The sequence below is a fragment of the Paenibacillus sp. FSL H7-0326 genome, from assembly GCF_001955535.1.
Classification (GTDB): Bacteria; Bacillota; Bacilli; order Paenibacillales; family Paenibacillaceae; genus Paenibacillus; species Paenibacillus shunpengii.
This window is the reverse complement of record NZ_MPVN01000005.1, coordinates 293,932-313,810: the sequence shown is the minus strand read 5'-3', so window position 1 is coordinate 313,810 and position 19,879 is coordinate 293,932. Positions and strand designations below refer to the sequence as shown.

The window sequence follows — 19,879 nt, the reverse complement described above, 5'->3', positions numbered from 1 at the left end:
ACGATGTATAGGGGAATTGAATTCATTTGAAATCCCTATTTCGTCTTGGCTTTTTTACTTGTTCTTATTACGCTTGGTTAAATATTTCACTGAGCAGCTTAATCGAATGTAATCTTGCCTGATGATCATAGATCGGGCTGGTTACAATGAACTCATTAGCGCCGGTTTGCTTCAGCATTTGATTCAATTGATCACGGACACTGTCCTTATCTCCCATGACAGAATAGCGGAGCTGTCCTTTTACAATGGCTTTCTCTTGCATATTCCAGTCCAGTTCGTCAACGGGAGGCTGCATGAGACCGAAGCGCCCACGGATCATATTGAGGAATTGCTTCTGATGTGAAGTCGCAAGCTTATGGGCTTCCGCATCTGTCTCTGCCACAAAAGCGTTCAGAGCGACCATAGCATAAGGCTCCTCTAGCACTTCTGAAGGCTGGAAGTTGTTATAGTAGTAATCCAGCGCAGGCAGCAGATAGTCTGGAGCGAAATGGCTGGCAAAAGAAAACGGGAGACCTTTGCGAGCCGCGAGCTCAGCACTGAAGCCGCTTGACCCGAGCAGCCAGATCGGGATGTCGAGTCCACGTCCTGGATATGCATGCACCTGCATTGATGAGGTCGAGGTCGGCTTAAAATAATGCTGCAGCTCCTCAAGGCGCTGCGGGAAATCCTGACCGTCACTTCCTGGTCCGCGGCGAAGCGCGCGAGATGTCAGCTGGTCAGAACCTGGAGCGCGTCCAAGGCCAAGATCAATACGTCCCGGATACAGAGATTCAAGTGTACCAAATTGCTCTGCAATAACGAGAGGGGCATGGTTCGGCAGCATAATACCGCCAGAGCCGACACGAATACGCTTCGTCCCGCCTGCAATATGTCCGATGACTACAGAAGTTGCGGAGCTTGCAATCCCCGGCATGTTATGATGCTCGGCCAGCCAGAAACGGTTATATCCAAGCTCGTCTGCATGCTGAGCCAGCTCAAGGGAGTTCTTCAGCGCACTGCTGATGTTGGACCCTTCTGTTACTGTCGCCAGATCCAGAATGGAGAAGGGAATCTCCTCTAATTTCTTATGGGTTGTAGATTCAGTAGTCATTGATTTGTAGTAAGCCTCCTTGTAGTTAAGATGTATCGTTAATCTTTCGAGATAAGGCACAAAAAGAATAGCATTTCCATTATATCATAAATTATAGATATGTGGATTTTGTCTGGATTCATATTAGTTATGTGTAAGATGGGGCTCTGGCATGCATGTAAAAAAGCCAGCTCCATATAGCGGAGCCGGCTTGTTTATCACAAATAGAATTCAGTTCATCAAGAAGAATTAAACGATAGTGTATCCGCCGTCAATCGGTACCATAGCACCGTTCATGAATTTGGCCTCATCAGAAGCGAGGAATACAGCTAGATCAGCAACTTCTTGGGCTTGACCGAAGCGATCCAATGGAATCTTGTCGGTAGGACGAGTCTTGAGCATCTCTTCTGTCATTGGAGTAGAGATTGTACCCGGGCAAATCGCATTGATCTTAATATTGTGCTTGCCATACACTGCCGCGAGATGCTTCGTATAACCAATCACTCCATGCTTGGATGCAGTATAGGCTGCGCCTCCCATCTGGGCAACGAGTCCAGCAATAGAAGCAATATTCACGATGGTTCCTTGTTTACGTTCGATCATATGAGGCAGTACTAGATTGGAAATACGGAAGATGGCTTTGAGATTAATATCGAACATTAAGTCCCATTGTTCTTCAGTCGTTTCCAGACTGTTCGTATACTTGTCAAAGATCCCTGCGTTGTTAACAACGATGTCAATCTGACCGAAGGTATTCTTCGTATATTCAACCATATTCCAGAGATCTTCCAGCACAGTGACGTTCACTTTGACCGCTGCGGCTTGACCGCCGTTCTCTTTAATTTGCGCTGCGACTTGCTCTGCTCCTTCGAGGTTCATATCGGCTACGATGACTTTAGCGCCTTCTCTAGCAAATGCAAGCGCTTCCGCTTTACCCATACCGGAGGCTGATCCGGTAATGATTGCGACTTTATTTTGTAATCTCATTATAATTACCCCCTGTAAAGTGGATGAATGTAACTAACTCTTACAGGTTTAATTATAGACTTCTCTTATATAATATCTAATACATATTTAGACATAATTCTATAACCTTAAAGTTATAAACAAGATTTCGAGTAATTCTAGGTTTGATGGTAATACGTAGAGACGATGTTGCGAAAAAAATCAACCGTAAACTGCCGGAATTCCACGGCCGCTTTGGTAAGATAATGTTCCTTGTTCCAAGCAATACCGATGGTACGCTTACAGTTCGGGTTGCTGATCCGAAGCTGGACCGTATTCGGACCCCACTTGTTCAGTAGAGATAATTGAGGCGTAAAAGAGATGCCTGCACCGAGCTCTACCAATCGCAGGATCGCCCCTGCCTCCTCCAGTTCAATTGAAGTGTTCGCTGTAAATCCAGCCTGACTGCAGAAGTGATCACATAGATCCCGAAATTCATATCCAATAAAACGATTAATAAAGATCTCATCCTTGACTTCTTCGAGAGAAATGCTGTTGCGGTCTGCAAAGGGGTGGTTGCTCGGAACGGAGAGGAAAATTTCCTCTTCAAGCAGCGGCATCCATTCGATATGACCTCCAAATATAGGGCTGGAGGAAATGCATATGTCCATACTGCCTTGTTCAAGCGGGCCCCTCATATCTTTTGAATGAATTTGATATTGCTTGATTTCGACCTTGGTGTGGAGCTTCAAGAAATCAGTCAGCAGAAAGGGCAAAATATGCGGCAACGAAATGCCAACCGATATGATGCCATTATCGAGACCGGACATATCGCGAATTTGGCGCTGACCTTCTTCAATCTCTTGAAAGATACGATCGACTCGTACAAGAAACGAACTCCCGAAATTATTGAGTCTGATTTGTCTGCCTTCCCGATGGAAGAGTGGTGCTCCGAGTCCTTCTTCAAGGCGGGCAATGGTTTTGCTTAGTGCAGGCTGAGAAACATTGAGTTCCTGAGCTGCCTTCGTCATGTGTTCACAGCGGGCGGTAACTTGAAAGTAGCGAAGCTGCTGAAGTTCCATATCGTTGTAACCTGCTTTCTATAATTGATAACCTCAATGGAATGATTTTATTAATAAATATGTATTATACATTGTTATTATATTCTTATAAGATAGGGGAAGAAAGAGCGATGTCACAATTCCGTCAATTTTATGATGTGTATATAGGGACAATTTAATGAATCGAGAAGTCATGGCCAACGACCCTACAGGGGATTTCTTATTGTAATAGTTGCTTCTATAAGTTGTGACGCCTCTTTGAGTAAACGCTTTCAAAAAAATGAGTTGAAAAAAGAGAAAGGGGATGTTATGCATGTCATCTCAACCCAAACAGTTTAACCGATGGGCTGTTTTTGCAGCAGCTTGGATTATTATATTCTGTGTATCCTCTGTAGCCATCTACAGTGTATTTTCGGATCCGATGACCAAAGCTCATGGATGGGCCACATCAGATTACAACTTGGCTTATTCCTTGTACACCTTGATTTTTGCTTTGATTGCTATTTATGCAGGAGGAATAACGGATAAATATGGCGCTAGAGTGTTAATGTATGTAGGGGGTGTACTATTCGGACTTGGTTGGTTTCTTACTGGTTATGTCCAAAGTATTCCGATGTTCTATGTAACCTTTAGCTTGATTGCCGGTGGAGGAGCAGGACTGATGTACAACTCCGCCCTTGTTACAGCGGTCCGTTGGTTCCCCGATAAGGGTGGGAAAATTTCCGGGCTATTATTGTCCAGTGCGGCAATTGGTCCGTTTATTCTGTCACCGGTTTCTGCAACGTTGATTGAACGGATGGGGGTTGTATCATCCTATCAGATCCTGGGGATATTCTATACCATTGCGATTCTCCTTACGGGGTGGTTGTTAGTCTCTCCGCCTGCGGATTACAGACCTAAGGGCTGGAATCCGGATCAATCCACCTCCGGCAGCACTTCAACGGGCACGGTGATGAATTATAACTGGAAGGAAATGCTGAAATCACCGCTGTTCTATCTGCTCTTCTTAACGCTTGTCAGCGCAAGTACAGCGGGTACCATGATGGTCAGCTCGGCTTCCATTATAGCTCAGGACCAGATTGGATTAACAGCTGCAGCAGGTGCAATCATTGTCAGCATCAGTACGCTTGCCAACTTTGTTGGTAGACTCAGCTTTGGCGTCATTTACGATAAATTTGGTGACTACGCCGCATTGCTTGTAAGTCTGCTCATGACCATTGCGGCACTTCTATTGATGACGGTAGCTAAGGATTATACATTCTTTGCAATCTGTATCATATTGCTTGGTTTTTCCTTTGGGGGTTTACTTGTTGTGTTCCCTCCACTGACGAGCAAGTCGTTTGGACCTAAGAATCTGGGTATCAATTATGCGATCGTGTTTGTTGGTTATTCCGGCGGTTCATTTGTGGGCCCGCGGATTGCCTCCTACTATAAAGAAACGACAGGAGCATTTACAAGTGCATACGTATCGGCTGCAGTGCTCACCGCTATCGGAATTATGCTCGTCGGCGTCATTATGTATATGAATAAAAAAAGACTGGAGAAATCAGCGATTTAAAGACGTCTCCGAACTCCAGATCGGGGATAGCAAAGGAGCAGCTCTCGTGGTATTAACCATGAGTGCTGCTCCTCTTGTTAATTTAAATTTTAGATAAACAAATTAATTCCGGATTGATCGGCTTGTCCCAAATAGTACCCGACACCGCCGATCTTCACCCCATCGATCAGCTCTTCGTGCTTGATGCCCATTACATCCATCGACATCTGGCAAGCGACAAGCTCAACACCCTGAGAAACTGCGGTTTCCATCAGCTCTTCCAGCGAGGAGATGTTGCTTCGCTTCATCACACTGCGAATCATCTTGGAGCCTGCACCCAGCATGTTCATACGAGAGAGGCCAAGCTTCCGGCTTCCTCTTGGCATCATCATTCCGAACATGCGCCCCATGAAGTTCTTCTTCACATCCACCGGCTCGGTTTTCCGAAGAATATTCAGTCCCCAGAAGGTGAAGAACAGGGTAACCTTCTTGCCGCTTGCTGCAGCACCGTTTGCAATAATGAAGGAAGCGATCGCTTTATCCAGATCTCCGCTGAATACGACCATTGTAGTGCCTTCCGGTCTTGCGAAGGCTTGGGACTCATTTTGCAGTGAAGGCACAGCAGCTTGCTTAGCACCTTCTTTTTTTAGATGTGCGCTTATTTGTCCATTCGGCTGCTTATCTACGGACAGCACCTCATGACCCGACATACGGGCAAAGGATTGTACATCTTCATAAAAGCCGGGGTCGGTAGCGGTAATATGCAGGATCTGTCCTGCTGCAAGCCCATCCATCGCTTGCTTCGCTTCCACAAGAGGCCCAGGACAGGACAAGCCGCATGCATCCAGCTTCATATTTGCATGGATAGGCATACCTTCTGGTATGGAGCTTTCCTTCTCGACCACCGGAACGGAGGCAGGGGATGCGGTCACAGCGGAGCTGGAACGTGATTCTGTTCCTGATCCTTTTTCTTTAGCTGGAGATTCAGGTTTTTGTCCGATTTCAGTGGGTGCTTCCTTTCTGTCCGGCTTTTTTGGCTCAAATTTGTTCATCATATAGGTTTTATATCCTCCTGTCAGGTTGCGGACCCGATATCCGTGCTGCTGCAGAATACGGGCTGATGTGTATCCGCGCAGCCCCACCTGGCAATACACCCAGATTTCTTTATTTCGATCCAGCTCAGATAATCGATCTCTCAGCTCATCGACCGGAATATTAACCGAATCAGGGATGTGACCGTTCTGATGCTCGAGCTCTGATCTGACATCGACGAGCAGTGTCGTGTCCGGATTTCGGTTCTGCAAGTCTTCGCTCACATATACCGTCGTTTTCCCGGTTACCACATTCTCGGCAACATATCCAAGCATATTGACGGGATCCTTGGCAGATGAGAAGGGCGGGGCATAAGCAAGATCCAGCTCGGTTAAGTCGGTGACCGTCCCTCCAAAATGCAGCACAGCTGCAATATCATCTATCCGTTTATCTACTCCTGTACGCCCGACAGCTGAAGCCCCCAGAATCTTACCCTCGGAATCAAAGAGCAGCTTCATCGTAAGGGGAGTTGCGCCAGGGTAATATGCGGCATGTGCATTCGGATGAATGTAAACTGCATGATATGCTAGCCCAAGTAATTTCAACGTTTTCTCACTTAGCCCGGTTTGGGCTCCTGTCACATCAAACACTTTAATAATAGAGGTTCCTTGAGATACGCTGTATGTTGTGCTTAGACCTGCAATGCGGTCAGCCGCAATTCTTCCCTGCTTATTTGCCGGTCCGGCAAGAGGGATAGCTGTCTTTCCGTTACCCGCATGAATCTCGACAGCGTCTCCTACGGCATAGACCCCTTCCACGTTGGTCTCAAGTGCTTCGTTCACCTGGATATGACCGCGCGCTCCCAGCTTGATGCCGCTTCCTGTCAGGAAGCCTGTATCCGGTGCAACCCCTACAGCAAGAATAACGATATCGCTATGCAGCGTCTGTCCGCTCTCCAGTAACGCTTCAACTTGAACGCCATGCTCCTTAAACGACCGCACCTTATCATTAAGGATCAGCTGTACACCTTGCTCTTCCATTTCCTTCGCCAGCATCCCTGCCATTTCCGGGTCAAAGGAATTCATAATCTGCGGTCCAGATTGCACGAGTGTCACTTCAAGGCCAGCCAGCTTCAGGTTCTCAGCCATCTCCACACCGATATATCCTCCGCCGATAACAATCGCAGAGCGGGTGTCTGGCGAGATGACCTGCTGCTTAATCCGATCGGTGTCCGGAATGTTGCGTACGGAATAGATATGCGGAAGATCAATGCCTGGCAGCTCCGGACGAATGGGTCTGGCTCCGGGTGAGAGCACAAGTGCATCGTAGGTCTCCTCGTAGGTTCCATGCTCCAAGCTTCTAACCGTTACCTTTTTGGCGTCAGGATCAATGGAGATGACTTCACTTCGAGTGCGAATATCCAGATTAAAACGCTTCGTCATCGCTTCCGGTGTTTGAACAATCAGTTTGGAGCGGTCCTGAATCGTATTTCCGATGTAGTAGGGAAGTCCGCAATTGGCAAATGAGATGTACTCGTCCCGTTCGAACATGATGATATGTGCTGTTTCATCCAGCCGCCGCAGCCGTGCAGCAGCAGAAGCGCCGCCAGCAACGCCGCCGACAATAATTACCTTTTTACTCATTTCTCTTCCTCCTGAAAAAATACTTCGATAATCCCTTTAACTCGGGGATCTTTTACGGAATAAGTCACTTCGAGTCCATGCCGTTCAGCCTCGACAATGCCCAGGCTCCGCAGCTTCTGCAGATGCTGGGATACGGTCGATTGAGGAAGCTCCAGACATTCCTGCATGTAGCTGACGTTACAGCTGCCCTTCTGAAGCAGTCCCCTTACAATACATAGCCGAACCGGATGGGCCAGCGCCTTCAGACATTCGGCCATTTCGTTATATATTTTGATATTATTATCCACTGATAACAGCCTCCTCTTAAGAACTTCAAGGTGATGGGTAATAAACGAATCGTTATGAAAACTTAAAATTATGATTCATTTGTTATTATAAATCATTATATTGTAATATTACGATATAGTGATATATAAATCAACCGTAAGCTCCATTTGCATAAAAAAGCCAGATGCTGCTTCCCTGGGAAAGTAAATCACAAGGAAGGATAACATCCGGCTGTGTGTACTTATACAGATTTCAGAACCGCATAACCGAATGGAGGGAGCTCCATGTTCAGCTTACCGTTCGTAACCGGCCATTCATTACCGGACAGGAGATCGAGGTAAGAGGCTCCATCCACCTGAACAGCGAAGGATTCTGGATCCTCAGAAGTGCTGGTCAATATAACGATGGTTTCATTCTCGTCTTTCCGTGCGTAGGCCAGCTTCTTGCCGTCCTGCTCAGCTTCAAGGAAGTGAACACTGCCAGTACGAAGGGCAGGATGAGATTTGCGCAATTCAATCAGATGCTGATAGTAAGTGAACAGCTCACGGTCCTGTTTGGATTCATCCCATTCCATACATTTGCGGCAGCCCGGGTCGTGTTCTCCATCCATCCCGATCTCATCTCCATAGTAAATACAAGGAGTACCGATATAAGTGAACTGGAAGAGGGCGGCCAGCTTCATTTTGCGTTTGTCTCCCTTGCTCAAGGTGAGCAGGCGGGGGGTATCGTGGCTATCCAGAAGGTTGAAGGCTACCTCTGTCGCTTGAAGCGAGTAACGGGATAGCTGCCGCCCGATCGAATTGGCAAAATGATAAGCGTCAATCTCATCCTTGATGAAGAAGTCAACGACTGCATTGGTAAACGGATAGTTCATAGCCGCATCAAATTGATCCCCTTGCAGCCATGGGGAAGCATCATTCCACACTTCTCCAAGGATGTAGGCATCCGGATTTACCTTTTTGACGGTGTGACGGAATTCTCTCCAAAATTCATGATCTACCTCATTCGCCACATCAAGACGCCAGCCGTCGACTCCGATCTCCTTAATCCAGTACTCCGCCACATTCAGAAGATATTCCTTGACCTCAGGATTCTCGGTGTTCAGCTTCGGCATGAGCGGCTCAAAGGAGAATGTTTCATAGCTTGGAATGCCGTCAACGACTTCAATCGGGAAGCTGCGAATATAGAACCAATCCTTGTATTTGGACTGCTCGCCATTCTTCTGCAAATCAACGAAGGGCTTGAATGTACGGCCGGAATGGTTAAACACCGCATCAAGCAGTACTCGGATACCGCGCTTATGGCACTGCTTCACCAGCTTCTTCAATGTGTCGGCATCGCCAAAGTGCGGGTCAATCCGCATATAATCCTCGGTGTCATACTTGTGGTTGGTGGTCGCTTCAAAGATCGGAGTAAAATAAATGGCTGTAATTCCGAGCTCGCTCAAATAATCCAGGTGATCAATGACCCCTTGAAGATCGCCTCCAAAAAAGTTATCACGCTCAGGCTTGCCGCCCCAAGGCAGTACATTCTCCGGATCATTACTCTTGTCACCGTTGGCAAAACGCTCCGGGAAGATCTGATAAAATATAGCGTCCTTCACCCAAGCCGGCGGGGTAAATACATCCACTCCATTTATATACGGGAATTCAAACATACGGTCCGGATTGTCAGGCTCTTCCTCGAGAAAGTTATTCTCATCCATCCATATGCTCTCTTCCCCATCTTCCAGCAGGAAGGCGTAGCGCAGGCGACGGTAAGGCGGCTGTACTTCACAGCTGAAATAGTCGAACATGGAATCGGAGGTCATCTTGCTAAGGGGTATGTATTTTTTAGTTCGCTCCCAGTCGTATTTATCTCCGGTTATAATGGAGACCTTATGAACGTCATCTCTTTTGGTGCGAATCCGAATGATAATGGTATCCTTGTCATAAGCACAGGACCACTGCTGTTTAGGGTGATGATAAATGGCTTCTATTTGCATAGTATTAATCCTCCTTTGTATATTTCCACATAATAAGATGAATGGAATGAGGGCCATAGTGTTAAGGTGAGATACCGGTTCTGTCCTGATCATAAAAAACAAAAGGCACAACCAAAGAGAGATAATGTTCTCCGAGGTTGTACCTGTACTGGATTCATCACAGATATCATGGCCTTTTAATTGTGAGTTAAAATGCGTGAAGTTATACTGGGTTGTAGAACTTTGCAGCAGATTAGCTTCAATTTGTAATATACCATGCAGATCCTGGTTTCTGCAATGAAGCGCGTACATAATTTATAAATGAGGTGTTACTGGAATGACAACACTGCTCTATATTGAGGATGATATCGAAATTGGGAATTTGGTAAGGGCCGATCTTGAGGACCGGGGTTATGATGTGCTCTGGTTAAAGAGCGGAGAGAAGGCTGTCTCCATGGCACGTGAAGCGCATCTGGCCATTCTCGATGTCATGCTGCCCGGACTTGATGGCTTCACGGTTGGCCAGCGGCTTAAGAAGGAGCTTCCGGAGCTGCCAATCTTGATGCTCTCTGCACGTACGTCCATTGATGACAAGCTGCAGGGACTCGAATTTGCTGATGATTATTTGACCAAGCCCTTTCATCCGGATGAGCTGGCAGCCAGAGTAGAGGTGCTGCTTCGGCGGAATGGCCAGGCGCTGCCCCGTTTAGAGCATATCGTGCTCCATCATCTGAATGTCTATATGGACGAACAGCGAATCATCGATACGTCAGCGAATGAAGAAATCGTGCTCACCGGCAAGCAGTTTCATATTTTTAATTACTTGCTGAGACATCTGGGACAGATCAAAACAAAAGAGCAGATCTATGAATCCGTATGGGGTGAGCCTTATATGGAAGGAGACAAGACGCTTATGGTCCATATTCGTCATCTGCGAGAGAAGCTGGAGCAGGATCCCGCTGAACCCCAAATTATTGAGACGATCAGGGGTGTAGGCTACCGGGTGAAGGCATGAGATATAGGATGAGACAAGACCTAAGAGAAGGCGAGGAGAACAAACGGGGGCTTCGCCAACGCAATGGGAGAATTCATTTTAAAAATTCACTGATGTCGCGTTATCTGCTGATCGTCATTATTGCGATGGTGTTCCTGCCGATTGCCTTTATGTCAACAGGGCTTCTCTTCGGTGTTCTGTATCCTTTTGTCCATTCGGCTAAGGACGATAATCTGCCTTACGGCAGCTCCATTCAGATCGAAACGGACTGGCATGAAGAAGCGAAGAAGCTCAGCGGATTGCCGGAGGACAGCGTTAGGTCGAGGCTGGCAGAGCTTGGCGAGCATTATAAGGAATCGACGATTCTTTGGGTGGATGATACGGGTATGACCAGCTTCAAGAAGCCGGACACCCTGCAGGTTCAGTCCCGCTGGAAGCCTTCTGATGCTGTGGAATATATGAAGAATGCACAAGGCAACACGGAAGTCTATACTGTCGTAGCCTTTATCGGAGGCGGGCAGGAGGATCTGGGTGAAGGATTTATATCCCTCGCGCTGCCAAGGGATGTGCTGAGCCGCTCTTCTGACACGGGAGGCTGGGCCATCTATAACACGCTCGCTATGATCATCATTTTAGGGCTGTTTATGCTCATTTCCTGGTCATTCTTCCGGCGCATCAGCAAGCGACTGACAAGGCTTGAGGTCGCGGTATCGACGCCTGGCGCTGACGGTATTCCGCTGCCGGTAGAAGTCAGACAGCCCGACGAAATTGGACAGCTCGAGAAGTCATTCAATGGGATGGTGCATCAGCTGAGAGACAGCAGGGGGAGACAGCAGGAGGAGGAGCAGCTGCGTAAAAATTTGATCGCTGACCTGTCGCATGATCTAAGAACGCCGCTGACTGTCGTGCGCGGGCATCTGCATGCGCTTCATAAAGAGCCGCTCACAGCAATTGGACAGGAATCGCTCCACCGAATTGAGGGGAAGATTGACGACCTGGGGGGACTGATCGACAACCTGCTGTCCTATAACTTACTGTCGAGCGGAAAGTATACGATGAAGCTGCAGCAAGCGGATGTCGTCCGCATTGTAAGAGAGAGCACAGCAGCTTGGTATCCATTATGGGAATCCGCTGAATTTACCATCGATATTGAGCTCAGCGAGCAGCCATTGATATGGAATGTGGATATTCAAGGCTTCCGCCGCGTACTGGACAATCTGTTTCAGAATATAATGCGTCATGCCAAATCAGGCAGGTATGTGAGAGTTGCAACAGCACAGCATCTTGGGGAGACTTGCATTGTGATTGAGGATCATGGACCTGGCATAAGCGGAGATTCTGCATCAGCTGGTGCAGGAATCGGACTTCGAATCGTGGATCTGCTGCTTGAAGGAATGGAGCTCTCGCGGGAGGCAGAAAGCTCTGCACGGGGGACAAGCATCACGATTGGGCCCCGCTTCCGCGATCCCCGTGATAAGTACAATTTAAACAAAACTTAAACTTCGTGCCTACCTCACCTTAAACCGGGAGCGTTATGATAGTTCCCGAGGTGATAAACAAATGAATGAATGGATGATTGAAACAGCTGATGTGTGGAAGACATACCGCGGCAAGGCAGCGGTCAAAGAGCTCAGCTTGCAAATAAAGAAAGGTGAAATTTACGGCTTCCTGGGACCGAACGGCGCTGGAAAAACAACGATGATTCGGATGCTGCTCGGTCTTATTAAACCGACGAAGGGATATATCCGTATCTTCGGCAAGGATATCCGTAACCACCGGATGGAAATTCTCCGGAAGGTGGGTTCCCTGGTCGAGTATCCATCCTACTATGGCCATTTGAATGCTATTCAAAATTTGGAGACAAGCCGTCTCCTGCTGGATGTACCGAAATCGAGAATCGACGAAGTACTGCGTATTGTCGATCTGACGAAGGATGCCAAGCGGCCGGTGAAGGGGTACTCTCTCGGAATGAAGCAGAGGCTCGGTATTGCAAATGCGCTGCTTGGTAATCCTGAGCTGCTCATCCTGGATGAACCGACAAATGGTCTTGATCCTTCAGGAATTCAGGAGATTCGTGAGCTCATCAAACGAATGCCGCAGGAATACGGCATTACCGTACTTGTCTCCAGCCACTTGCTTAGCGAAGTGGAGCAGATGGCAAGCACCGTCGGTATTATTCGCGAAGGACAGCTCGTATTTCAGAATACGATTGAGCGGCTGCACCAGGAAGCTGGAAGCACGATTCGTCTCACCGTATCTGATGCTGAAGCTGCTCTGCAAATTGCCAGAGAGCTGGGACAATGGGGTCAAGTCGAAGGAGCGAGGCTTACGTTTAACCATATGGACGATCATCTCATTGCCGCGCTGGTCCGCCGATTGGTGGAGCAGGATCACAGCATATACCGGGTTGAGGAGCATAGGCAGTCGCTGGAGGACTTCTTCCTAGAAGTGGTTGGAGGGGTCGTTAAATGATGATGCGGCTGTTTCATAGTGATCTTCTCAAGATACGTAAAAAAGGCTTGTGGTTTCTCGTCTTTCTGGCTCCCATTGGTCTGGTTGCGATGAATGCCCTTAATTTCGGACTTCGTCTGGATTATTTACAGGGATTGTACGGTGAAGAGGGGATGTGGGATGGACTACTCTACAATTTTGAACCTTTTGTGCCGCTTGCCATTCTTCTTGGCGCTACCATCCTGAGCTCCATGCTGGCAGGGATAGAGTATCAGCAGGGCTCCTGGAAGCAGCTGCTTGCTCTTCCCGTATCCAGATGGAAGGTGTATTGTTCCAAGTTTTCAGTCATTTTTCTGCTGCTATTGTGCTCTTGTGCACTGCTGTATATCGGCATCGTTCTGCTTGGACTGTCCCTTGGATTCAATATGCATATTCCCTGGCTGGAGCTGCTGAAGCTATGCTTCCTTCCGCTTGCGGCGTCTTCGCCGATGATTGCATTACTGTTTATGCTGACGATGACGTATGAGAATCAGGCCTTGTCTGTGACCATCGGGATTACACTTGCCATCATGGGCTTGTTTAGTGCCCAGCTTCCCGAATTTGTGCCGCTCTCCTGGCCAATGTTCAGTATTATGCTGCCAGATGGAGAGATGCTGGCTTTGTTTGGACTAGGTCTTGGGGCAGTACTGCTTCTAGCCGGAATGTCGTTATTCGGTAAAAAGGAGGTGGCCTGACCATGAGTGCATACTTTCGTCTATTATCTGCGGAAAGACTTAAAATCATGAAATCGTGGGTTTGGCTGCTGGTGCTCGTCAGTCCAGCCATTGCTCTGCTGCTAGGATTTATTGCGGAGCCAGTCAGCTATTGGGATCTAATGGCTTCCCAGGCAACCTTTCATGCGATGCTGTTTCTACCTATTTTCACAGGGGTATTCGCTTCTTTTATCTGCAGATTTGAGCATGCGGCGGGTGGATGGAAGCAGGTATTGGTACTGCCGGTAAGCCGTTTCACCTTCTATGCAGCCAAGCTGACGGTGATTATGTTGTTAATCCTGATCATCCAGCTGCTTCTATTGCTCAGTTTGCTTGCGGCAGGAGCTTATCATGGAATGGGTAACGATATTCCTTGGGGAATGCTACTCCAGAGTATAGGAGCAGGGTGGATCGCTGCACTGCCTCTGGCAGCGCTGCAGCTGCTCGTCTCCTTGATGTGGAGCAGCTTTGGTGCGCCGCTCGGCATTAATTTTATGTTGACGATACCAAACCTGCTGATCGTGAACTCCAGCGACATTGCACCGTATTATCCGTGGGCGCAGCCCTTCCTGCTGATGATGCCGAGAGAAGAATTCAGTTTCGGGGCGTTTATGGTACCGTTGTCGACCATATTGCCTGTAGTACTCGGGAGTGCGCTTCTGTTTATACTCCTTGGCGCGATGTACTTTAGACAGAAGGAAATCTGACTCTACGGTGGTGTGCTCCTCCAAGCGCTGCTGGAATTCCTGGAAGAGATTTGGATCCGCTTCTGATATGAATACAGAAATGAATTGATGATAAGCTGAATACCCAAACAGGGCTGCTCCCGCTATGAAACAATGGAGAGGCAGCCCTGTATTCATATTTGATAAGTCTCTTCACCGCTTCAAATCGAGGGCATCAGCGCATTGCGATATCGTCGATCGTTAAGTTGTTGATGTTGTTTCTAAGAATGTGGCAAGAGTGCTTGAACTTGACCATTTCTTCCTGGCTTAGGTTTAATTCCAGCAGCTCCTTAATTCCGTCGCTGCCAATAATGGCTGGCACCCCGATGCACAAGTCACTCTCGCCGTACTCACCGTCAAGAATTGCGGACACCGCTATAATCTTATGATCATCTGTTAGAATGGAACGGGTAATAAAAGCGATGGCGCTGCCGATGCCAAATTGGGTAGAGCCTTTGCGGGTGAAGATCTCCCAGCCCGCATCTCGGGTCTTTCGTGCAATATCCTCAAGATCCAGTGTCTTGAATCTTTCTTTATGCTGCTCAAGAATGTGCAGGATCGGCTTTCCTCCAATCGTGACATGAGACCAGGCGACAAATTGAGATTCTCCATGCTCGCCGAGCGCATAGCCGTGAACACTGCGCGGATCAATGGAGAACACTTCCGACAGAATGGTCTTGAGCCGCGAAGAATCGATGGATGTGCCTGTGCCGATGACCTGATTCCGCGGCAGTCCTGACAGCTTCCATACCAGATACGTAATAATATCTACCGGATTCGCCGCTACGACAAATACACCGTTAAAGCCGCTTTCCATAATAGGCTGAACGATATCTTTCGTTATAATCTCTGCTTCACTCAGAATATCAAGCCGGGTCTGACCTGGTTTGACATTGGCTCCTGCGGTCAGGACAATGACATCCATGTCCTTGCAGTCCGCATATGTTCCGGCATGGACCTTGGTGCGCTGATACGTAAAATCCATGCTGTGGGACAAGTCGAGCGCTTGCCCGAGAGCCTTCTCATATGTTCGGCCAATGAGCATGATTTCTCCAGCGATCGCCTGATTAATCATGGAATAAGCTGCGCTTGATCCGACAAGCCCCGCTCCAACAATCGCCACTTTTCCTGTTCGGTTTCGCATAACCTGCTTGCCCCCTGTCTCCATATCGTTATCGGTCTATCATCTATAAATGTATTGTATGCATATGTCTATTCAACGTTACATAAGATAACATAATTTTCTCCTAAACAGCAATGGAAATTCGGATTACCCAGAGAATCAAGTGAACATTTATTACAAATAAGTGACGTGTGATGAAACTGCTGCTCGATATTTCTTAATAAATCTACAGAATCTGTCGAACCTGTCGTAATTTCACCCTGACAAAACTTCTTACGATACCACATTCTTAGAAGAAATATGCCAAAGGAATTGCAGGGCAGAGAGGCGAATTGCTTATCTCACAGACAACTATTTCGCTCTGTCCGCCCTGATCAAGCGGAAGAAATAGCGCTGTTTCTTAACGGGCAAGTGCATGGTATGAGGTTTGATAACTGTCGGCATACGTTAATGATTTATTAGACCCTAAAAAATTCGGGAGGGAATGATAATGAATATGCATTTGAATATGAATGAAGCAGGAGCTACGACGGAAACGGCTAAGGAACTGGGGATCGGCGCAAGCACACTCCGCAAATACGCGGCTGCGCTGGAGGAGCATGGACATCGTTTTGAACGGGCTGCGAATAAATCGAGACTGTTCGGAACGCTTGAAATAGAGCGGATTAAGGAAATGATGAATTTGATGAGAGAGCAGAACCTGCCGCTGAATGATGCAGCCGTGCTCGTTATGGAACTGAATCATGAGATGGCTGCGGCGGCCAAGGATGGCTCGGATCAACAACAGACAGGTGCACATGCACCCCTCATTGAGCAGGAGAAGGTGCTTCAGAAGGCAGGAGTAGAGCAGGAGCAAGTTAAGCAGCTCAATTCGGAATGGCAAATTCTGCAGGAACGCATGGCTGAGCTTCAGCGTGAACAAACGAAGCTGATGAAGCAGAATGAACAGCTGCAGGAGCAGGTAGAAGAACAGCGCTTATGGATTAAGGAGAAGCTGGATGAGGATCGCGACCGTCAGCTGATCACAAATTTGCGAAGCTATCAGGGGCGTAATCAGAAGCCAAAGCCCAAGCAGAGGGGACACTCACTGAGGATGCTGTTCGGATTGCTCCCAAAGAGTAGGAGGGAGGCGTGATGATGCGAAAATTCATTTACGCCACCCTGCATCAAAAAGTGACGAATCAGGATACAGGACCGCCTAAAGCATAGGAATTTGTTTTTATTTTTACAGTATTAGAGTTACAATAGAAAGGAGTGATTGATACTAGCGACAAGGAGAGCCATAAATGATTATTTTGAAGAGCAAAGATGAAATACAGTATATGAAGAAGGCTGGCGAGATTCTCGCTGCTTGCCATAGAGAGATTGCCGGGCTCATTCGCCCTGGCATTCAGACCCAAGAGATTGATGCATTTGCAGAGAGCTTCATGAAGAAGCATGGAGCGACTCCAGAGCAAAAGGGCTACAACGGTTATCCGTATGCTACCTGCGCTTCAGTAAATGACGTAATCTGCCATGGGTTCCCTGGAAAATACGCGCTGAAGGACGGGGATATCGTAACGGTGGATATGGTCGTTAATCTGGATGGCTGGCTGGCGGATTCCGCTTGGTCTTATGCGGTCGGCAATGTATCCGAGCAGGCACAGAAGCTGCTGGATGTGACCAAAGAATCCCTGTACAAGGGGATTGAAAAAGCGGTTATTGGCAACCGGATCGGGGATATTTCCAATGCGATCCAGGTGTATGCCGAGGGCGAAGGATTCTCGGTCGTTCGGGAATTCATTGGGCATGGGATCGGTCAGGATATGCATGAAGAGCCCCAAGTGCCTCATTACGGACCAGCCGGACGCGGACCGCGTCTGAAGGAAGGCATGGTCATTACGATTGAGCCGATGCTGAATGTCGGTACCTTCCGCAGCAAGCTGGACAGTGACGGATGGACAGCCCGTACACAGGACGGCGAATTGTCTGCACAGTACGAACATACCATTGCCATTACAGCAGACGGCCCGGTTATTCTAACCGAGCAATAACAGGAATGACCTGCAGCAGGGACGCTTGCTGTTCTAAGATCATTCAAGGCCATACGGCCGCAGTATAGAGAGCAGGATTCCTTCTATCCTCCATAGGAAGGGATGCTGCTCTTTATTATTTCGAGGGAGCATACTTCTAAAAAAAGCTCAGTACAAGCAGGAGAATTTCATCCCTTGTACTGAGCTTTTTTGTATATTTTGAGTCGGCTTTGAACGAAGCTAATTATATCACGATGTATACAGACATTCGTTACTGTTTGGCTGAAGATTCAAATGCCGACCCATAAGTTTCGTTGTAATGCTTCAGCATATATAGTCTCCAGTGGAGCAGCATACCGAAGGCTAGAATGAAGAAGACGGCTCCGGTCTGTACGACAGTAATATACTGATAAACGACTTCATGCAGCACTAGTCTGACGATCAGAAGACCGACCAGAATGAACATGAAGCTCTTGGAGCTGGTAACAAAGACCTCTCCGTCTCTAACTTCAAACTTGGTGCTCTTGATCAGCGGATACGAGAAAATAAACCAGCCGACCAAAAACGCGATGAGTGCCCACAGCCACGGAATATGCGTCTCCGGAACAACAAACATAAGAAATCCCGTGCTCATACCGAGCGGAGGGATAATGATTCTTTTCTTGTTGATTGGCCGATTAGCTGCCTTCATACGAATAAAGATAGCACTCACAGCAATAAAGATCATGCCGACCGTTGCGGCGATCTGAAGAAATGAGGAGTTAATAGCCACGAATAGGACCTCTCTCTAATTGGAAATCATTTTTCCTTAGTATATCATAAATTCTTAGAAATACTGTAAGTATATCCGGTGAAATATGAAGAGTTCATCGGATCGATAGTTCGTTGTTGTAGGAATTTGTAGAAGATTATCGAATGATCAAGAACTTATCTTCCAATTTGCGGAAACAGGTCATATACTAGGAGTGTGCTTCTATATTTTTATGAAATAAATCTCTGTGTATATAAATATTTTTTAAATAAAGGGGGGAGAGAAGTGAGACCAAGGGAATGGAAGCTCAAAGCAGGACTTGCGTTTTTGGTTGGTGTATTGCTGCTTCTCACTTTCCCCTGGATTCAATGGAGAGCGGCGCCGAGCCGGGTTATTGATGTTGTCATTATAGATAAAACGGTTCCGGACATTACATACCGTGAGCATAAAGGCCTGACCTGGCTGCTCAATCAGCAGAAGGTAGTGGATCAGAATGGAGCGGGGTACGCATATGATGAATCTTATTATGGATATCATCCTCACAAAGCCGGAGATGAACGGATGAGGCGTTTACCTGCTACGCTTCGCGGGACTGATCTGATCTATCTTGCAGACTCCTATGGCATCTATGAATCTGTACGTTCGAAGGAAGAAAGGGAGGAACATGTCGAGCGATTAGTGTATGGCGGAATGAATTTGACAGATGTCCAAAAAATTCAGGCTGCTGCTATGACAGGAACAACAATCATTGCTGAACACAGTGTACTGGCAGCCCCGACGGCAGAATCCGTTAGCAGGCAGCTGCAGAAGCTGCTGGGCGTGGAATGGAAGGGCTGGGCCGGGAAATTTTATGAGGATTTATCAACAGAAGTGCCCCTCCATATCATGGAGAAGTATACAGGACAGACCGGCAAGGAATGGTCTTACAGCGGCATAGGGATGGTACTCGTTCATCATGAAGGGGAGGTCATTGTGCTGGGCAGACAAGATCTAAGGGAGCCGGGCATGTCCATCTCTTTTTCCAAAGAAAACAGTGATAAATACAATGTCGAAAGATCAGCTCGCTATCATCAATGGTTCGAGGTTGTCACTCCCAAGCCAGGCACGGAGACTGTAGCCGATTACAAGCTCGAATTAACAAGCTCCGGTTCGGAGAAGCTGAGAAGGGCAGGGGTTCCTGCACAGTTCCCGGCCATTATTCAGTATGAGCAGAATTCGCATCAATCTTATTACTTTGCGGGTGATTTTGCAGAACGAACGGTCTCGCCATTGATGGTTCAATATAAAGGCTGGGATCAGTTTGTCGGTACCTTTATTTCGGATTCCAGTCCAAATGCTTTTTACTGGCAGATTTATATTCCCTTGATGAAGACCATTTTGTCTGATATTGAGAGTAAGCGGGTTTAATATATATGAAAATGACAAAGAAGAGTCTATACAGAAGAATCTGTGGACTCTTTCTTTTGTAAGTTTTGGATTGGATGTAAACTTGACAAACAAAACTGTTATCAATAGAATAACAGTTGCTAGGAAGTACGTTTATCTTAACTGAAG

17 protein-coding genes are annotated in these 19,879 nt (G+C 47.4%); 9 read left to right on the top strand and 8 right to left on the bottom strand.

The window, feature by feature from the left end; all coding sequences use genetic code 11:
- Positions 1-67: 67 nt before the first annotated feature.
- The 3 genes from BK126_RS22870 to BK126_RS22860 all read right to left on the bottom strand — a co-directional run bounded on the left by BK126_RS22870 (position 68) and on the right by BK126_RS22860 (position 3,096).
- Entirely contained in the window at positions 68-1,090 is a 1,023-nt protein-coding gene (locus BK126_RS22870; protein WP_076314847.1) for an LLM class flavin-dependent oxidoreductase, read from the bottom strand.
- A 228-nt stretch (positions 1,091-1,318) separates the two neighbouring features.
- A complete protein-coding gene (locus BK126_RS22865) occupies positions 1,319-2,056 on the bottom strand; it encodes an SDR family NAD(P)-dependent oxidoreductase (protein ID WP_076314846.1) in 738 nt (245 codons plus the stop codon).
- Positions 2,057-2,193: 137 nt separating this feature from the next.
- A complete protein-coding gene (locus tag BK126_RS22860; RefSeq protein ID WP_076314845.1) occupies positions 2,194-3,096 on the bottom strand; it encodes a LysR family transcriptional regulator in 903 nt (300 codons plus the stop codon).
- Positions 3,097-3,388: 292 nt separating this feature from the next.
- Here BK126_RS22860 and BK126_RS22855 point away from each other — a divergent pair, with 292 nt between their 5' ends.
- Positions 3,389-4,633 (top strand): L-lactate MFS transporter, encoded by a 1,245-nt coding sequence (locus tag BK126_RS22855; protein WP_076314844.1) that lies wholly within the window; start codon positions 3,389-3,391, stop codon positions 4,631-4,633.
- Positions 4,634-4,722: 89 nt separating this feature from the next.
- Here the strand turns inward: BK126_RS22855 and BK126_RS22850 are convergent, their stop codons facing one another.
- From BK126_RS22850 to BK126_RS22840, 3 genes are all read right to left on the bottom strand, one after another.
- Positions 4,723-7,287 carry an FAD-dependent oxidoreductase gene (locus BK126_RS22850; protein ID WP_076314843.1) on the bottom strand — a complete coding sequence of 855 codons (2,565 nt, stop codon included), beginning with the start codon at positions 7,285-7,287 and terminating at the stop codon, positions 4,723-4,725.
- Entirely contained in the window at positions 7,284-7,574 is a 291-nt protein-coding gene (locus tag BK126_RS22845) for an ArsR/SmtB family transcription factor (RefSeq protein WP_076314842.1), read from the bottom strand. Before BK126_RS22845 ends, BK126_RS22850 begins: the two co-directional genes overlap by 4 nt.
- 221 nt (positions 7,575-7,795) lie before the next feature.
- A complete protein-coding gene (locus BK126_RS22840; RefSeq protein WP_076314841.1) occupies positions 7,796-9,538 on the bottom strand; it encodes an alpha-glycosidase in 1,743 nt (580 codons plus the stop codon).
- 316 nt (positions 9,539-9,854) lie between these two features.
- On the opposite strand from BK126_RS22840, the gene BK126_RS22835 reads away from it, so the two are divergent.
- From BK126_RS22835 to BK126_RS22815, 5 genes are all read left to right on the top strand, one after another.
- Positions 9,855-10,532 carry a response regulator transcription factor gene (locus BK126_RS22835; RefSeq protein WP_076314840.1) on the top strand — a complete coding sequence of 226 codons (678 nt, stop codon included), beginning with the start codon at positions 9,855-9,857 and terminating at the stop codon, positions 10,530-10,532.
- An 8-nt stretch (positions 10,533-10,540) separates the two neighbouring features.
- Positions 10,541-12,010: a HAMP domain-containing sensor histidine kinase gene (locus BK126_RS22830; RefSeq protein ID WP_256703007.1), complete on the top strand. Its 1,470-nt coding sequence runs from the start codon at positions 10,541-10,543 to the stop codon at positions 12,008-12,010.
- A 61-nt stretch (positions 12,011-12,071) separates the two neighbouring features.
- Positions 12,072-12,983, top strand: coding sequence for an ABC transporter ATP-binding protein (locus BK126_RS22825; protein ID WP_076314839.1), 912 nt, complete (start codon positions 12,072-12,074; stop codon positions 12,981-12,983).
- Entirely contained in the window at positions 12,980-13,696 is a 717-nt protein-coding gene (locus BK126_RS22820) for an ABC transporter permease (RefSeq protein ID WP_076314838.1), read from the top strand. Before BK126_RS22825 ends, BK126_RS22820 begins: the two co-directional genes overlap by 4 nt.
- Positions 13,697-13,698: 2 nt before the next feature.
- Positions 13,699-14,421 (top strand): ABC transporter permease, encoded by a 723-nt coding sequence (locus BK126_RS22815; RefSeq protein ID WP_076314837.1) that lies wholly within the window; start codon positions 13,699-13,701, stop codon positions 14,419-14,421.
- A 193-nt stretch (positions 14,422-14,614) separates the two neighbouring features.
- Here the strand turns inward: BK126_RS22815 and BK126_RS22810 are convergent, their stop codons facing one another.
- Entirely contained in the window at positions 14,615-15,583 is a 969-nt protein-coding gene (locus tag BK126_RS22810; protein WP_076314836.1) for an L-lactate dehydrogenase, read from the bottom strand.
- Between the two features lie 469 nt (positions 15,584-16,052).
- Here BK126_RS22810 and BK126_RS22805 point away from each other — a divergent pair, with 469 nt between their 5' ends.
- Positions 16,053-16,697, top strand: coding sequence for a hypothetical protein (locus tag BK126_RS22805; protein WP_076314835.1), 645 nt, complete (start codon positions 16,053-16,055; stop codon positions 16,695-16,697).
- 151 nt (positions 16,698-16,848) lie between these two features.
- A complete protein-coding gene (gene map / locus BK126_RS22800; RefSeq protein ID WP_076314834.1) occupies positions 16,849-17,595 on the top strand; it encodes a type I methionyl aminopeptidase in 747 nt (248 codons plus the stop codon).
- A gap of 250 nt (positions 17,596-17,845) precedes the next feature.
- Here map and BK126_RS22795 read toward each other — a convergent pair whose 3' ends face one another.
- Positions 17,846-18,346 carry a CcdC family protein gene (locus BK126_RS22795; protein WP_256209803.1) on the bottom strand — a complete coding sequence of 167 codons (501 nt, stop codon included), beginning with the start codon at positions 18,344-18,346 and terminating at the stop codon, positions 17,846-17,848.
- 264 nt (positions 18,347-18,610) lie between these two features.
- Here BK126_RS22795 and BK126_RS22790 point away from each other — a divergent pair, with 264 nt between their 5' ends.
- Positions 18,611-19,732, top strand: a complete 1,122-nt coding sequence (locus BK126_RS22790) for a hypothetical protein (protein WP_076314833.1) — start codon at positions 18,611-18,613, stop codon at positions 19,730-19,732.
- Positions 19,733-19,879 lie beyond the last annotated feature (147 nt).

What these genes read in the sequence shown, in the direction of transcription:
- BK126_RS22870 (WP_076314847.1), bottom strand. Translation starts at nt 1,090, where the DNA reads ATGACTACTGAATCTACAACCCATAAGAAATTAGAGGAGATTCCCTTC.
- BK126_RS22865 (WP_076314846.1), bottom strand. Translation starts at nt 2,056, where the DNA reads ATGAGATTACAAAATAAAGTCGCAATCATTACCGGATCAGCCTCCGGT.
- BK126_RS22860 (WP_076314845.1), bottom strand. Translation starts at nt 3,096, where the DNA reads ATGGAACTTCAGCAGCTTCGCTACTTTCAAGTTACCGCCCGCTGTGAA.
- BK126_RS22855 (WP_076314844.1), top strand. Translation starts at nt 3,389, where the DNA reads ATGTCATCTCAACCCAAACAGTTTAACCGATGGGCTGTTTTTGCAGCA.
- BK126_RS22850 (WP_076314843.1), bottom strand. Translation starts at nt 7,287, where the DNA reads ATGAGTAAAAAGGTAATTATTGTCGGCGGCGTTGCTGGCGGCGCTTCT.
- BK126_RS22840 (WP_076314841.1), bottom strand. Translation starts at nt 9,538, where the DNA reads ATGCAAATAGAAGCCATTTATCATCACCCTAAACAGCAGTGGTCCTGT.
- BK126_RS22835 (WP_076314840.1), top strand. Translation starts at nt 9,855, where the DNA reads ATGACAACACTGCTCTATATTGAGGATGATATCGAAATTGGGAATTTG.
- BK126_RS22830 (WP_256703007.1), top strand. Translation starts at nt 10,541, where the DNA reads ATGAGACAAGACCTAAGAGAAGGCGAGGAGAACAAACGGGGGCTTCGC.
- BK126_RS22825 (WP_076314839.1), top strand. Translation starts at nt 12,072, where the DNA reads ATGAATGAATGGATGATTGAAACAGCTGATGTGTGGAAGACATACCGC.
- BK126_RS22820 (WP_076314838.1), top strand. Translation starts at nt 12,980, where the DNA reads ATGATGATGCGGCTGTTTCATAGTGATCTTCTCAAGATACGTAAAAAA.
- BK126_RS22815 (WP_076314837.1), top strand. Translation starts at nt 13,699, where the DNA reads ATGAGTGCATACTTTCGTCTATTATCTGCGGAAAGACTTAAAATCATG.
- BK126_RS22810 (WP_076314836.1), bottom strand. Translation starts at nt 15,583, where the DNA reads ATGCGAAACCGAACAGGAAAAGTGGCGATTGTTGGAGCGGGGCTTGTC.
- BK126_RS22805 (WP_076314835.1), top strand. Translation starts at nt 16,053, where the DNA reads ATGAATATGCATTTGAATATGAATGAAGCAGGAGCTACGACGGAAACG.
- map (WP_076314834.1), top strand. Translation starts at nt 16,849, where the DNA reads ATGATTATTTTGAAGAGCAAAGATGAAATACAGTATATGAAGAAGGCT.